The sequence below is a fragment of the Halocatena halophila genome, from assembly GCA_027563145.1.
Classification (GTDB): Archaea; Halobacteriota; Halobacteria; order Halobacteriales; family Haloarculaceae; genus Halocatena; species Halocatena halophila.
Genome location: CP071306.1, coordinates 1,515,708 through 1,530,705 on the forward strand (window position 1 = coordinate 1,515,708; position 14,998 = coordinate 1,530,705).

The window sequence follows — 14,998 nt, forward strand, 5'->3', positions numbered from 1 at the left end:
TTTTAGACGGTTGGAACTGCAACCCGGTCGAAAACGCCGTCGATGACCGCTGATCGTGAGACCTCATCGACCATTGCGTCGGTCGTGAGCACCAGTCGGTGTGAAAGCACCGGCTCGGCAAGCCTCCGCACGTCGTCGGGAGTGACGTACGACCGACCAACCACAACCGCTCGCGCCCTGAGTAACTCAAGGAGTCGCTGTGTTCCACGCGGGCTCACCCCGACTTCAACCCGCGAATCCTCACGAGTCCCACGGCAGATTGAGGCCACATACTCCAGGAGATCAGGATCGACCGTCACCGATTCCGGAACCGTCCGGATCGATTGAACCGTCGGTTCTGCAAGCACCTGCTCTACGGCCGGCGTCCGATCAGCACGGTGTAGCCGCCGGGAGAGCAGTTCAACTTCACCGTCGAAATCTGGATAGCCAAGGCTCGTTTTGACCGCGAATCGATCCAGCTGGGCCTCGGGAAGCCCGAAGGTCCCATCCATCTCGATCGGATTCTGCGTGGCGATGACGAAAAATGGCTCCGGGAGCTGGTGGGTCGTCCCCTCAACGGTGACCTGTCCCTCGGCCATCGCCTCAAGCAGGGCACTCTGCGTTTTCGGTGGCGCTCGATTGATTTCATCTGCGAGAACGACGTTTGCAAACAGCGGCCCGTTGCGAAATTCGAACTCATTGGTCCGTTCGTTGTACAGTTCAGTCCCGGTGATGTCGGTTGGCAACAGATCTGGTGTGAACTGAATGCGAGAGAACGAAAGCCCAAGCGCGGTTCCGAACGAGCGAGCGGTGAGCGTTTTTCCGGTACCTGGCACATCCTCTAAAAGCACGTGCCCACGGCCGAGAAATCCAACGAGTAGCTCTTCGAGAAACCGGCGTTCACAGATCACTGCCGACTGAATTGATTCGAGAACTGTCGTGGCATGCTCAGTCGCCGTCTCGAGTGCCATCGTTTCCGTCTCGGAATCCGAGGGCGAATTTGTCGCCTGATCCATACTGTGGGACAGTGACACAATGGCTTCGGTGTTGTGATTGCCCCTCAGGTTGCAGATAGGTCCGGATCACAGAGCTCGATCGCCTCTCGGACGGATTCCTTGCGGCCGATAATGGTGAGATGGTCGCCGTATTCGAGCTCGAAATCGCCGGTTGGAACGACGTTTTCGCCCTCACGGCTCACCAGGCCGATGATACAGCCACCGGGGAAATCCGACCCCAGATCCGCAATCCGAACGCCAGAGAGCTTCTGTGATTTGATTTCGACTTCCTGAACGTCACCACTGCGTCCGAGCTCGTTCATCCAATCTGAAAGCGCAGGGCGTTCGATCGCATTGTCCATCGCCCACGCCACCGACAGCCCCGAGGAGATGGTCTGCACGCCGAGTTCTTCGAAGGCGTTGACGTTCGAGCGATTGTTCGCACGCGCAATCACATCTTCAACGTCGAACGAGGTTCGTGCGAGCTGTGCAACCAGGAGGTTGGCATCGTCATCACCAGTGGCTGCGGCCACGATTTTTGCGTGTTCCGCGCCGGCCTCGCGTAACGTATCGAGGTCGGTTGCATCGCCCTGTTGTGCGGAAAAGCCCGCGGCCTGCAACTGATCGACAACCTCGGGGTTTTCCTCGACGATGATAACGTTCTCTCCACGATCCTCCAGCCGTTCTGCAAGCGCGCGACCAACTCGGCCGCCGCCAACGATGAGTACACGCATTGGTATCACATTCAGATACTCCGCAAGGTGTCGTGCGAGACCACCCTCAAACACGACGGTTAACAGAATGACCAGGAACACCGTCCCAACGAGCAGTGTCGCAGCCGTCCCCAGTCCCTGTGCTTCGAGTTCGATCGCGAACAACGTGGCGACGCTGGCCGGAATAATCCCACGCGGTGCGACCGATGCCATCCAGAGCCGTTCGTTTCTGGTGATCGAGGTGCCGTAGGTGGAGATGCCAATAATCAGCGGTCGGATCACCACGGCCACGGCGAACACCACGGCGAGTCCACCGAGACCGGGTGCAAACAGTTCCTCGAACTCGATCAGTGCACCAAGCGTAATGAAGACAAACGAGAGCACCAACAGCGAGAGATCACCGTTGAATGCCTCGATATCCTCCTCGAATGAGAGATTCGCGTTGCCGAGCACGAACCCGATCGTCACGGCCGCTGCGATGCCAGCCTCTTCGGCGATCGTATTGGCGACGGTAAACGCGACGAGTGCGCTCGCGATTGCGAGCATTCGAGCGAGCTGGGAGCCACCATCCGACGCAATTTCGATGTGTTCGAGTACATACCAGACGATGGCAGCGAGCACAAGCCCGACGAGTAGGCCTGCACCAAGCCGCTCGAAAAACGTCCTGATGATCGCTGATGTTGGCTCGCCTTCACTCACGATGAAGTGAAAGACGGCGACGGCAAGGATCGCTGCTGTCACGTCGTTGATGACGCCCTCGGTTTCGAGCGCTGCTGCCACTCGATCGTGGAGTTTGACGGTCTGAAGCAACGGCGTGATCACCGTCGGACCGGTCGCCACGAGCAACGCCCCGATGAGAAACGCCGTCGTCCATTCGGCCTCGAGAAAGATCCTGACCGCCGCTGCAGTGCCAAGCAACGCGATCACACCACCGACGGTGATCAGCCGAATGGTCGTTTTCGGTGCCTCTCGGAACTTTTGAATCTTCAGATGGAACGCCGCCTCGAACATGATGATCCCGACGCTGAGCCCGACAATCGTGCTCAGAGTGTTCACACCGAACAGCTCCAACGGGCGGATGCCGAGGCCCTCTGGCCCGATTCCCAGTCCCATCAGTAACAAAAACAAAACACTCGGCACTTCGAATCGATCCGCAAGCAGCTGTGCGATGACGCCCAGCGCAATAATCGCCACGATGAGCGGACCCATCGGATCACCGGCTGCGCTCATCCGTATCCCCTCCACGTTCGCTGATAGTCCGACATATCGATTGGAGTCCTCTAGGCCCTGTTGGAGTTCTGGATTGAAAAGCTGCCGATACTCCGTGTCACCATCACGAACGTTGATTCATGACATATCAATTATATCACGCGGATAGAGGATGGAAACCGAAACCGACTAAGTGGTGGCTACTGTACTGGGAACTGTGCCGGAGTAGCCTAGCCTGGCCAAGGCGGCAGATTCGAAATCTGCTGTCCTCACGGACTCGAGAGTTCAAATCTCTCCTCCGGCGTCATCTTCTTATGCCAGTCCCGATCGAAACGCGATCCATCCTAACGCCGTTACGAACAGAATCGGCGGCATGATCATCACTCCCCAGAGTGGATCGAGCCCCCACTGGAGCAAAAACGACACGCTCAACAGTCCGAGAACGAGAAACGGAGCGATAGCGAGCGCAGCGCGACCCCGCGACAGTCCTTGCTCTGATTCGGTCACATCGTAGCTCTGCGAGCGGCCACAAAAAGCGTCGCGTTATCACTGATCGTCGATTTGTGAATTAAATGGCCGTCTATTAATAATCATTAATTCAAAATCCGGGGTTTGTAACAGCCGGATTAATAATACTGTGACGAGTACCGATTCGTAATGAGTGATCGAGCGTCGTGTTGTTCGCAGACGGACTGTGATGCGACATCGCCGGTGGCGTCTGACGGAGCGACCGGCGAGCGACACAGATTGTCCGTGCCACAGATGGACTGTCCGTCGTGTGCTGAGACCGTGGGTCGGTCGTTAGAGGGAGTTTCTGTGGTCGAATCGTACGATTTGCAGCCGACAACTGGGACGGCGATGGTAGAAACGACTGCTGGGGACACTGCGGCTCCAGTCGTCGAGGCAATCGAGAACGCCGGCTATGAGGTGATGAGTGATGGCGGCGAAGAGACGACGCCAACACCGTTGCACAGACGACCGCGAGCGATCAAGACCGGCGTAAGCGCGCTGTTTGCGACGATCGCACTCGTTGTCACCGTGCTCGGGCCGTCGGTCGACCTGTTACTTCTGACGGTTGGGCAGACTCCGATCTCGGTAGCCGATCTGTTCTTTCTTGGCGCGGTCGCCGTCGGTGGAGAGGTAATTCTCACCCAGGGATATCGGTCGTTACGGGTGGGATCGCTGGATATGGATCTGTTGATGAGCAGCGCCATCCTCGGTGCGCTGGCGATCACCGCACTGACAACAAGAGAGCTCTATTTCGAGGCGGCATCACTGGCGGTGTTGTTCAACGTGGCCGAACTCCTTGAGAGCTACTCGGTCGGACGCGCCCGCCGGTCGCTTTCAGAACTGCTGGAACTCTCGCCTGAAACGGCGATCGTAGCGCGTGATGGCACTGAACAGGAGGTGCCAGTCGAGCAGGTCACAGTGGGTGAAACCGTCCACGTCGAACCCGGTGAGAAAATCCCGCTTGATGGGGTAGTGATTGATGGTGAGAGCGCGGTCGATCAGTCGCCCGTCACCGGAGAGAGCGTTCCGGTCGAGAAAGCCTCGGGTGACACCGTCTACGCCGGAACGGTGACGACCGACGGCTTTCTGTCGATCGAAACGACCGCAGAGAGCAATGATACCACCATTGCACGCGTGATCGATCTCGTTGCATCCGCACAGGAGCGCCAGACCGACCACGAGCAGTTCGTCGATCGCTTTGCCGGCTACTACACGCCGGTGGTGGTGGCGTTTGCACTCATCATCAGCGTCGGCCCGCCGCTGGTGTTTGGACTGGGCTGGGTCGAGTGGCTCATTCGAGGAATCGAACTGCTGGTAATCGCCTGTCCGTGTGCGTTCGTGATCTCAACGCCGGTGACGGTTGTTTCAGGGCTCACCAGCGCGGCCAACGAGGGAGTACTGATCAAAGGCGGCGACCACCTCGAAGCGATGGGTGCAATCGACACCGTTGCGTTCGACAAAACGGGAACGCTTACTCGCGGTGATCTGGCGGTCACCGACGTGGTTACGCTGAATGGCCACTCAGAAGCGTCGCTGTTGCGCTGTGCTCGCAGCGTCGAACGGCGGAGTGAACACCCCATCGCGACGGCGATTACCGACCGAGCAACTGACGAAGCATCCGGAACGACACACGGCGGTGGAATCGACGGATTCGAAGCGCTCACGGGACAGGGTGTGCGAGCAGAGCTTGGTGGAGTCACCCACTACGCTGGCTCGCCAGCACTGTTTGACGAACTCGGCGTCGATCTCGACCGGTCCGTCCCGGTTGCCGGGGTCACACAATCGATCACAGAACGGATCGAATCGCTGCAAGACGAGGGGAAAACCGTCGTCCTCATTGGGACCGACGAGGAGCTCGAAGGACTGATCGCCGTGGCCGATACGGTTCGACAATCGGCACGCGATACGATCGGCGCGCTCTCGAAACAGGGGCTCACGACAGTGATGCTCACCGGCGACAACGAACGGACCGCTCGTGCGGTCGCCGAGAGTGTTGGTGTTGATGAATACCGGGCCGAGCTGCTACCAGAAGAGAAAGTGGCCGCGATCGAACGACTCGGAGAAAACGGTGCCGTGGCAATGGTCGGCGATGGAATCAACGATGCGCCCGCGCTTGCGACAGCCGATGTCGGCATTGCCATGGGAGCAGCTGGCTCAGACACCGCGATCGAAGCCGCAGACATTGCGCTGTTGAGCGACGCAATCGATCGGCTTCCGTATCTGACGCGTCTCTCTCAACGCGCAACCGGAGCGATCAGACAGAACGTCTTCGGGAGCCTCGCGGTCAAGGGGGCGCTTGCGCTGTTGATCCCCATCTTCATCATCCCGGTGTATCTGGTCATTCTCATCGGCGACGTTGGAATGACGTTGCTGGTGACGGCCAACGCGCTTCGTCTCGGCCGAATTTCCGCGATGTAGCCTAGATGTCGTCGACCAGCTGTCCGAACTCCGCAACTGGAACGATCTCCATCGTCTGGACGTCAAGCCCTCGTCGCTCAATGAGCAACGCCACCTGGAACGCATGATTTCTGTCTCTGGCCTCGAATAGCACCAGAAAGTCGTACTCACCGAGTATGGCATACGACTCCGTGACCGTCCCGCCGTTCTCTGCGATCTCGGCACGGAGATCCGCCCAGATCGTCGTCAGCTCCTGGACGTTCTGAATCCGCGCTTCGTTCACTGTCACCAGCGCCATATACACGCCCATACTGTGTGTATTGGTAACAAATCCTAAAACGGTTTTGGCAGCTCACACCCCAGATCTGTGTCTTGTGCATCATTCACCGGGTTAGCTTTTCATACTTCCTTGCTGAATGTATGGTATGGTACAGACCGCCACCGTTCACGGGGTCGGTGTGAGCATGTCCGAAGAGGGCCAGGAGGTCCCAGTGGTGCTGCTGGACGCAACTGAGAAGGTAGTGCCCATCTACATCAGTCCGGACCAGGCCCGCTCGATACAGCTCGCACTGAACGGCGAATCGTTCGACCGACCGCTGACGCAGGATTTGCTCGTCGAGATGGTAACTGAGTTTGGGGCGGCGATCGACACCATCTGCATCGACGATCTCTCCGGACAGACGTTTTACGCGAAGATCCACACCGAGCAGTACCGTGACGGTGAGCGACGAACCAGAACGTTCGACGCTAGACCAAGCGACGGCATCGCAATCGCGCTGCGCGTAGACTGTCCGATCGAACTCGAAGAGACTGTTGTCGACGAAGCCGGACAGCCCCCCTCTTCGTACGACGAATCGTCGATCTAGGTCCGGACGGTTATCTCACGGCGGTTGTCGATCGCCCGCTCGAGTTCTTCGGCGATCGCGCTGCCCCGAGACACCTGGACCTCGCCACCGCGACTCACCGTTGCCGTGAACAGATACTCCCCATCAGCAGCGATTTCGACGGTCTCACCCGCATACTCCTCTAGCGGGATGATGACGTGGCGGGCCGTGATTTCGGGGGTCACCAGTGCTCCACTTTCGTTTGTGTGGTCGTTCGAGTGGGAATTCGCTCCAGCGGACGGTGTGTGGTCTTCCAGCGAGCGCACGTCGATGTCGATCCCGAGATTGTTTTCGATCTGGGCGATTCGCCCGCCGCCTTTCCCGATCACAGCCGAGATGTCATCGTCTTCGACGTAGACGATCGCCCGGTTGTTCCCCTGGAGTTCGACCTGCACGTGGCCGCGAGCCACCGATCGAATCTCGCGTTCGATCTCCTGTTTGGCGATTTTGCCCACGCCAGATTCCGATTCGCTCGTTTCGTCGATCGGAACCGTCACGACCTGCCGGTTGAATGTGTACATCTCATACACCGGCCGTTCGGTCTCCACGTCTTTGATGACGATCACTGGCCGGGCCAGGTCTTCTTCCATCAGCCCTTCGGGAACCTTCACGCGCGTAGAAACGTCGTACATCGTGTCGATGTCACCGGCATCGATGTAGGCGACGGTGTCGACGACCTGTGGGATCAATCCAAGCTCGACGCGTCCAACGAGTCGCTGGAGGGCATCGATCGCCCGGGTGGCGTGGACCACACCAACCATGCCGACGCCCGCCAGGCGCATGTCGGCAAAGGTGCTGAAGTCGCTCGTTTTTCTGACCTCGTCGTAGATCGTATAATCCGGACGGACCATCAACAACGAGTCGGCCGTGGCGTCCATCTGGCCGCCAAGCTCGGTGTACTGCGTGATTTCCGGGCCAACCTGGAGGTCGCGCGGTTTCTCCATCGTTTTGACCGAATTGCCGCTTTCGGAGAGGAAATTGGCGACTGCCTGGGCCAGCGTGGATTTACCAGCACCCGGCGCGCCGGCGATCAACACGCCGCGCTGGCGGTCAAGCAGCCGCGTTTCGAGCTCCTCGTCGTGGCTGTAATCCGTGAGCTCCGTCTGGACGAGCGGCCGAACGGCCGTGATTTCGAGTGCATCGGAAAACGGTGGTTCGGCCATCGCAATCCGGTACTCCCGGAACTGCACGATTATCATTCCTGGCTCGGTGAGTTCGATGAAGCCGTCTTCTGCACTCTGGGCTGCGTTGCGAATCTCACTCGAGTGCTCTCTGAGCGTCTCATCGTCGAGAATCTCCTCGCCAATCGGGCCGTAGGTAACCTCGGACACGTCGCCTCGTTTTGCCATTGGGCGGACGCCGGATTTGAGATGGACGCTCATCGTTTCGTCATCGAAGTACGATTCAATCTCTAGCGCACCAATCTCTGTCTGATACGGCTCGAGATAGATCGTTGCCACGTCTTGGGCGCTTGCGACTTCGCTCTGGGCCAGATCGCTGGTCAACAGCGTGGCATCATATTCGCGCGCAATGTCGCGAATGATGGCATCAATTTCCCCTTGTGCTGCTCGCTCGATCTGTTCGTTCGTCGCCCGTGATCCGACGTAGGACACCTGGATCTGTCCGTCGTGTTCGAGCTCGACGAGTCGTTGTAACTCTTCGATACCCCGCCATCCGATCGCTCGCCCGGCGTTCGCCTGGGACTCCAGTTCGCCGATGACCACTTCGGGGATGTAGATATGGGCATCGGTGAAGTCGGTTTCCGTGGCGTCCGGGTCGACGCGCTCGGACACGCGGCCATCAATCACTACGCTCGTGTCCGGAACGACGTTCATACTCTGGCTACGGCCCCCCGGCGCTATAAGAGTGTCCACCAGCCGAGACACCCGTTGGCCAGGGGATAGTCTCTGATACTGTCATGATCGTCCAGCCTTACAATCAAGCACAGCCAATTAGAACTGTGTCACTCACCGCGCTTGCACAGCAGCTCGTTGCGATTCCGAGTCACGACGATCCGAACCCAGTTGAAACCGTGATCGTTGAGCAGCTAGCTGCACAACGTGGCGTCGAAATCGAGCGAAGCGACGCCGGAATCATCGCCCGGCGCGGTGGTGGCGGAGCCCTCGCGCTGGTCTGTCATCACGACGTGGTGGCTCCCGACGAAAGCCAGCTCGATGGCGAGGACTACACCACTGCCATTCGGGATGGTCGGCTCTACGGTCGCGGCAGTGCAGACATGAAAGGAGCACTCGCTGCTGCCATTCGAGCGTTCTGTGACGCTGACGGGCCGTGTACGCTCGCCAGCTTCCGCGGCGAAGAGCAGGGGGGACTCGGCGTGCGACGTGCCATCGACGATGGATTCGATCCGGCGTTCGCCGTCGTCTGTGAGGGATCGACCGGCTACTCCCAACCAGGAGTCACTGATATCGCCGTTGCACATCTCGGCCGGCGCGCCAGCACCATCACCACCCACGGCACGGCCGCACACGCGAGCGAACCCACAGCCGGATCGAACGCCATCTACCGCGCGAGCACCATTGTCGATCGGCTTCGAGCGGTGACACCTCCAGCGGCGACAATACTCGGGTCGGAACTCCAGGGGACGCTCGCCGTGACGGAAATCGACGGCGGCGACGCCTGGAACGTGATTCCCGATCGGTGTGCAATCACGGTGGACGAACGGACCGTTCCCGGCGACCGTGTTCCACTTGAGGACTGCACGAGCGAGTCGTGGTGTTCGTGGTCGATCGACCAGGACCTGCCACCGTTCGCGTGTACCGATGATTCGTTCGCCGAGCGCGCACTCGAAAGGGCGCGAGCCGTCCAGCCGAAGTCTCCAGTACTGGTAACCAAACCCCACGCCACTGATGCGGGCTGGCTCGCCCAGGAAGCAACGACCTGTCTCGTCTGTGGCCCCGCCGAACCAGGTGAAGCCCACACCGCCACTGAAAGCGTCTCTATGGAGGCACTCGAACGCTGTTATCGGATCTATCTGGGGCTCATCGAACGACTGTCACAAATGGATTAATACCGTCCGAGATCCTGACACTGGTATGGCAACGGCCGACCAGTACGACGCGTTCATCGAGCACGTGCAACGACTCACCAACGTTGGGACCGCCAGTCAGGTTCTTTCGTGGGACCAGCAGGTGATGATGCCTGCGGGTGGGACGCCCGCTCGCTCACAGCAGCTCTCGACGCTATCGTCCATTCACCACGAGCTGTTGACGAGCGATGAGACCGCTACAGCACTCGACGAACTCGATCGTGGGACGCTCGATGACGAACAGATGGCCGTCGTTCGAGAGATCGAACGCCAGTATGACCGGGCCGCAAGCGTCGATCGATCACTGGTCGAAGCCATTTCACAAACCACAAGCGAAGCACTCCCGGAGTGGGAGCAGGCGAAAAATAACGACGATTTTAATGCGTTTGCACCCACGCTCGAACGGATCGTTGAGCTCAAACGCGAGTACGCAGCCCAGATCGATCCCGACGCGGATCCATACGCGGTGTTGTTCGCCGAGTACGAGCCGTATCTCGACCTGGAAACGACGACGCGAATTCTCGATCGACTCCGTGATCGACTGGTCGAGTTGATCGATGCGATTGAAGCCCGCGGGGCCACGATCGAAACGAACGCGTTCGAGGGGAGCTATCCCGTCGACGAGCAAGCCACAGTTTGTCATGATCTCTTAGATACGCTTGGCTATCCGTTCGAGCACGGCCGGCTCGATACCGCTCCGCATCCGTTCTCGACAGGTACGCAGTTCGACGCGCGGGTGACGACGCGGTACAACGAATCCGCACCACTCGAAGCGATCACCTCAACGATTCACGAGTTCGGTCACGCGACCTACACGCTCGGGCTCCCTCGAGAGCGCTATGGCACACCGCTTGGCCAGTCACGAAATCTTTCGGTCCACGAATCGCAGTCCCGGCTCTGGGAGAATCACGTGGGGCGCTCGAAGACGTTCTGGGAGAACGTGCTCCCGGTCGTCGCCGAGACGTTTCCCACTGCTAGCGATCTCCCGATACAGGACGTGTACGAAACAATCAACCAGGTGTATCCGGACAACACCATCCGCGTTGAGGCCGACGAACTCACCTATCATCTCCACATCATCCTCAGATTCGAAATCGAGAAGGCACTCGTCCGCGGCGAGATCGAGGTCGAAGAGATTCCCCAGCTCTGGAACGAGAAGATGGAGTCGTATCTCGGCGTTCGCCCGCAAACGGACGCAGAGGGCTGTCTGCAGGATATACACTGGACGCACGGCAATTTCGGGTATTTCCCCACCTATTCGCTTGGGAGCGTGCTTGCCGCACAGCTCTTTGCGAGTGCGACCGCGGAGATCGACGGGCTCGACGAACAGCTCCGAGCGGGCGAGTTCGATGCGCTCCATGAGTGGCTCACTGACGCCGTCCACCAGCACGGACAGCGATACACCACACCGGAGCTGATCGAAGTCGCGACCGGTGAGCCGTTCACGGCCGATTACTTCCTCGAATACGTTGAGGAGAAGTACTCTGAGCTCTACGAGCTCTAATCAATCGCCGACACCCACCCCTATCTAAGGGCCTGATAATACATGCAATGAACTCATCCGACAAACTGACGTTCAGCTCATATGGTTCGTTCCGACGATCCGGTCTGTCCAGTGTGTAAGCGCTCGACGCCAACCCAACGCACCTGGCATCCGGCGTACAACCATCTCTGTAGCGCGTGTGGCGTTCTCTTCAACGGTGACGACACGGAGATGACGCTCGCAACCTATACACTCGAATCATAGCAGCATTGTCACGACAGTGTACGCGCCGTAGCTGCCGGCGATGGCTATTGTCAGCGAGAGTACCCACGCAACGACCGTGTTTCGCATTTTCGACTGGCTCACACTGCTTTTCCCGCCAGCGGCGAATCCGCTGCCGATGATGGCGCTCAGAATGATTTCGTTGAACGAAACGGGGATGCCAAACAGGACAGCAGTCTGTGCCAGCGCGAACGACGGAACCAGTGCGGCGATCGATCGACGCGGTCCCAGCGAGGAGTAGTCCTGTGAGAGGGCTTTGATCATTCGCGGTGCGCCCATCCACGAGCCGGCGAGGAGACCAATTCCGCCGCCGACCAGCAGCGCGAGCAACGTAATCGGAAGCCGGTCGACCAGTGGGACAAGGGGACCAACGGCCAGTCCGACCTGACTCGCACCGGCAGAAAAGGCCACCAGTCCGCCGAGTATGAGCAGAAAGTGTCGGAGTCCGCGATCGGCATCCGCCATATCCCAGGCGACGAGCGCGCCGGCGAGGAGCGCGAGCGCGAGCGTCACCACGATTTCCCCACCGGGAAGGCTCGAAAGCGGGCCCCATCTGGCCCCAACGGTCGCGATCGACTGGTTATCCAGAAAGACGAACGACATGTTTGCGATGATCGCTCCGACCAGGCCAGCGAGCACGGCGACGCTCACCCGCTCTGGAATGCGTCCGTCCCGGAGCAATCGCGCGGTTGCATACGCCACCGAGCTCCCGACGAAGGGAACGAGCACCCACATCGAGCCGATCATCTGGTAGTTCCCCCAGGCGGGGAGTCCACCGAGCGCGAGTCCGACGCCGATCACCGCACCAGTTGCCGTGAATCCCGTCGGAATTGGATAGCCCGTGAAGATCCCAATCGAGACGAGTGCGGCGGCGACGAACAGCCCGACGGCCACTGCTCCCGGTGTGAGCGTAATCCCACGGACCAGTCCGGTGCCGACCGTCCCCGCAACGTTTGCGCCCTGCAACACCGCACCGAAAAAGCCGAGAATGCCAACGAGAAATCCCGCACGCATTACCGAAATAACGTTCGCACCGGCGGCTGGTGCGAACGGCGTTGAGCCGCTCGATCCTGCGCCTATCGTCCACGCCATGAACAGGCTGGCGAGCGACGCGACCAGGACGATCGCCAGAAAGTCCAGGGCAATCATTGTCACCCATTCTTGGTGGCCAGTTAAGATCCTGTTGCTGTCTGTCGATCGAATGTCGTGTGGTTGAGGGGATACAGATGGAGTGAAAGACGAGTTGGACAACATATGCGCCAACGGTAATTATTCCGTATAATGGTACCCATCACATGAGTACCCCCACAACCCCACCAGGAACACTTCTAGCCACCCGAATTAAGTAGATCGAACGAGTAACACGTCCAATGGCTTCCCGACGGGCCAGCTCCTGGCCGTGGCGTTCGCCGTCCTCGGGAAGCGACAAGTAACGACACACCGGGCCGGCTCGGACTTCCCCGACCGATCCGTCGTCGGTGCTCACTCGCTTTTTCGTGCTGAATCGACGCGTCAGCCACCGCCTGGTCGGTACGCCAGCACACAACCAATCAATGACAGATTTCACGGTTACACCGTACGATGTTCGGGGAACGATCGACTACGAAAAACTGCTCGAACAGTTCGGCGCAGACAGACTCACCGACGAACAGATCAACCGATTTCCGAACCCAGTCCATCCACTCCTCCGGCGCAGACAGTTCTACGCCCACCGCGATATCGATCGCTTCTGTGATGCGATCGAAGCGAAAACACCCCACTCGATCGTCACCGGCAGGGGTCCCTCCGGAGCGATGCATCTGGGCCACATCATTCCGCTCTATTTCGCGAAATACGTCCAGGAACAAACGAACGCGCGGGTGTACATCCCGTTTTCCGACGACGAAAAATTCCTCGTGAAAGACCGAACGCTCGAAACGATCGGCGAGCAAACCCGAGATAACCTCGAAGAACTCCTCGCCGTCGGCTTCGATCCCGAACGAACGCGAATCATTATCGACACCCACGATGCAGACGTGATCTACCCGCTGGCCGTGGCCTTCGGGGACGCCATCACGCAATCGACCTTCAACGGAACGTACGGCGAGCCCGAAAACATCGGCCACTCGTTCTATCCCGCCGTCCAGACTACACACCTGCTACTGCCACAACTCATCCATGGCGTCCATCCCACGCTCGTCCCGATCGGCATTGATCAGGACCCACACGTCCGGGTCAGCCGCGATGTGGCGAGCAAACGCCGCTTTCCGGTTGAAAAACCAGCCGCGTTGCTCTCGAAATTTCTTCCGCGACTCGATGGGCCCGGAAAGATGTCCGCCAGCGGCGACGCACACGCCACCATCACCCTCAACGATGACCGGGAATCGATCGCAACGAAGATTCACACCCACGCGGTCACCGGCGGCCAAGCCTCGAAAGCAGCGCATCGAAAACACGGCGGCGACCCAACTGTTGACGTTCCGTTCGGGCTGCTCCAGGCGATGTTCGAACCAGACGACGAACGGCTCGCGCAAATCGAACGTGACTACCGGGATGGCAAACTACTCAGCGGCGAACTCAAATCGATCGCCATCGACGCCATCAACGAGTTCCTCACCGCCCACCAGAAACGAAAAACACAGCTCGGTCCACTCGAGACAGAACTCGCACGATATCGGCTCACAGACGAGGAACGAACCACGGCTCGACAACGTGTTGGACATAACGAACTTAAAAGCATGAACTGACAAGCACCACTCACAGGTGCGTCCACCAGCAAGTGCCTATTGCGGACTGGCGACGAGGACATTTGGCGTGTGACGAATCTTGGTTGTCGGATGGTGTCAGCCACAACGCGACAGGTCTCCCGTCTCCCCCAACCATGTCGCTGTGTGCTAGTCAAATCACCGCCGGTCGCATCCCTTGTTTCAGTACAGTGGCGATCTGTTCGGACCACTGGAGCGGAAGATTTACCCGAGACACCGGCACATATGCAGCTAATGGCTTTCGAGGAGTTACTGAATGACCCCGTCATTCAAAAATATCTACACGAGCTCGTTGGTCCGACGGGGATGCCTGTCGCAGCTGCCCCGCCCGACGGAGAGGTGACCGACGAGGAACTTGCAGAAGAGCTCAGTCTCGAGTTGAACGACGTCCGGCGAGCGTTGTTCATCCTCTATGAGAACGACCTGGCGAGCTACCGTCGGCTCAGAGACGAAGACTCGGGATGGCTGACCTATTTGTGGACGTTCCACTACGAAAACGTCCCAGAACAGCTCGAAGAGGAGATGTACCGACTGCTCGACGCGCTCGATGAACGCCGCGAATACGAAGCGACCCACGAGTTCTATCTCTGTCCGGAAGAATCGATTCGCTTCGAATTCGAGGAGGCAATCGAGTTCCAGTTCGAATGCCCCCAGTGTGGTTCCGAACTCGAGCCGATGAACAACGACGTACTCGTCGAGGCAATGGACGAGCGGATCGACGATCTGCGATCTGAGCTCAACGTGGACGCCTGAACG

General features: G+C 59.0%; 13 protein-coding genes and 1 tRNA gene. 8 read left to right on the forward strand and 6 right to left on the reverse strand.

All coding sequences use genetic code 11. The features are described from left to right. Nucleotides 1–2: 2 nt before the first annotated feature. Complete coding sequence (locus JXQ78_RS08095; RefSeq protein ID WP_330632807.1) at nucleotides 3–950, reverse strand: AAA family ATPase; 948 nt, start codon at nucleotides 948–950, stop codon at nucleotides 3–5. A gap of 89 nt (nucleotides 951–1,039) precedes the next feature. Beyond that, entirely contained in the window at nucleotides 1,040–2,917 is a 1,878-nt protein-coding gene (locus JXQ78_RS08100) for a cation:proton antiporter domain-containing protein (protein ID WP_330630268.1), read from the reverse strand. Between the two features lie 198 nt (nucleotides 2,918–3,115). Here JXQ78_RS08100 and JXQ78_RS08105 point away from each other — a divergent pair. Then, nucleotides 3,116–3,200 (forward strand) — tRNA-Ser (locus tag JXQ78_RS08105). Between the two features lie 8 nt (nucleotides 3,201–3,208). Here JXQ78_RS08105 and JXQ78_RS08110 read toward each other — a convergent pair. Further along, nucleotides 3,209–3,403: a hypothetical protein gene (locus tag JXQ78_RS08110; RefSeq protein WP_330630269.1), complete on the reverse strand. Its 195-nt coding sequence runs from the start codon at nucleotides 3,401–3,403 to the stop codon at nucleotides 3,209–3,211. Between the two features lie 150 nt (nucleotides 3,404–3,553). Here JXQ78_RS08110 and JXQ78_RS08115 point away from each other — a divergent pair, with 150 nt between their 5' ends. Then, the gene (locus JXQ78_RS08115) at nucleotides 3,554–5,824 is read left to right on the forward strand and encodes a heavy metal translocating P-type ATPase (protein ID WP_330630270.1); all 2,271 of its coding nucleotides are present in this window, start codon (nucleotides 3,554–3,556) and stop codon (nucleotides 5,822–5,824) included. 1 nt (nucleotide 5,825) lies between these two features. On the opposite strand, the gene JXQ78_RS08120 is transcribed toward JXQ78_RS08115, so the two are convergent. Beyond that, a complete protein-coding gene (locus tag JXQ78_RS08120) occupies nucleotides 5,826–6,113 on the reverse strand; it encodes a GYD domain-containing protein (RefSeq protein ID WP_330630271.1) in 288 nt (95 codons plus the stop codon). A gap of 115 nt (nucleotides 6,114–6,228) precedes the next feature. On the opposite strand from JXQ78_RS08120, the gene JXQ78_RS08125 reads away from it, so the two are divergent. Beyond that, nucleotides 6,229–6,669 (forward strand): bifunctional nuclease family protein, encoded by a 441-nt coding sequence (locus JXQ78_RS08125; protein ID WP_330630272.1) that lies wholly within the window; start codon nucleotides 6,229–6,231, stop codon nucleotides 6,667–6,669. On the opposite strand, the gene JXQ78_RS08130 is transcribed toward JXQ78_RS08125, so the two are convergent. Further along, entirely contained in the window at nucleotides 6,666–8,522 is a 1,857-nt protein-coding gene (locus JXQ78_RS08130) for a PINc/VapC family ATPase (protein WP_330630273.1), read from the reverse strand. The genes JXQ78_RS08125 and JXQ78_RS08130 overlap by 4 nt on opposite strands. Before the next feature lie 83 nt (nucleotides 8,523–8,605). On the opposite strand from JXQ78_RS08130, the gene JXQ78_RS08135 reads away from it, so the two are divergent. The 3 genes from JXQ78_RS08135 (at nucleotide 8,606) to JXQ78_RS08145 (ending at nucleotide 11,480) form a co-directional block, all read left to right on the forward strand. Beyond that, nucleotides 8,606–9,715: a M20 family metallopeptidase gene (locus tag JXQ78_RS08135; protein ID WP_407934011.1), complete on the forward strand. Its 1,110-nt coding sequence runs from the start codon at nucleotides 8,606–8,608 to the stop codon at nucleotides 9,713–9,715. 25 nt (nucleotides 9,716–9,740) lie between these two features. After that, nucleotides 9,741–11,237: a carboxypeptidase M32 gene (locus JXQ78_RS08140; protein ID WP_330630275.1), complete on the forward strand. Its 1,497-nt coding sequence runs from the start codon at nucleotides 9,741–9,743 to the stop codon at nucleotides 11,235–11,237. An 81-nt stretch (nucleotides 11,238–11,318) separates the two neighbouring features. Then, nucleotides 11,319–11,480: a hypothetical protein gene (locus tag JXQ78_RS08145; RefSeq protein ID WP_330630276.1), complete on the forward strand. Its 162-nt coding sequence runs from the start codon at nucleotides 11,319–11,321 to the stop codon at nucleotides 11,478–11,480. On the opposite strand, the gene JXQ78_RS08150 is transcribed toward JXQ78_RS08145, so the two are convergent. Next, a complete protein-coding gene (locus JXQ78_RS08150; protein WP_330630277.1) occupies nucleotides 11,475–12,647 on the reverse strand; it encodes an inorganic phosphate transporter in 1,173 nt (390 codons plus the stop codon). The two genes, JXQ78_RS08145 and JXQ78_RS08150, sit on opposite strands and share 6 nt — an antisense overlap. Nucleotides 12,648–13,051: 404 nt before the next feature. Between JXQ78_RS08150 and JXQ78_RS08155 the strand changes: the two genes are divergently transcribed. Together JXQ78_RS08155 and JXQ78_RS08160 are read left to right on the forward strand one after the other, a co-directional pair. Continuing rightward, the gene (locus JXQ78_RS08155) at nucleotides 13,052–14,224 is read left to right on the forward strand and encodes a tryptophan--tRNA ligase (RefSeq protein ID WP_330630278.1); all 1,173 of its coding nucleotides are present in this window, start codon (nucleotides 13,052–13,054) and stop codon (nucleotides 14,222–14,224) included. Nucleotides 14,225–14,476: 252 nt separating this feature from the next. Continuing rightward, complete coding sequence (locus JXQ78_RS08160) at nucleotides 14,477–14,995, forward strand: transcription factor (protein WP_330630279.1); 519 nt, start codon at nucleotides 14,477–14,479, stop codon at nucleotides 14,993–14,995. Nucleotides 14,996–14,998: the final 3 nt, after the last annotated feature.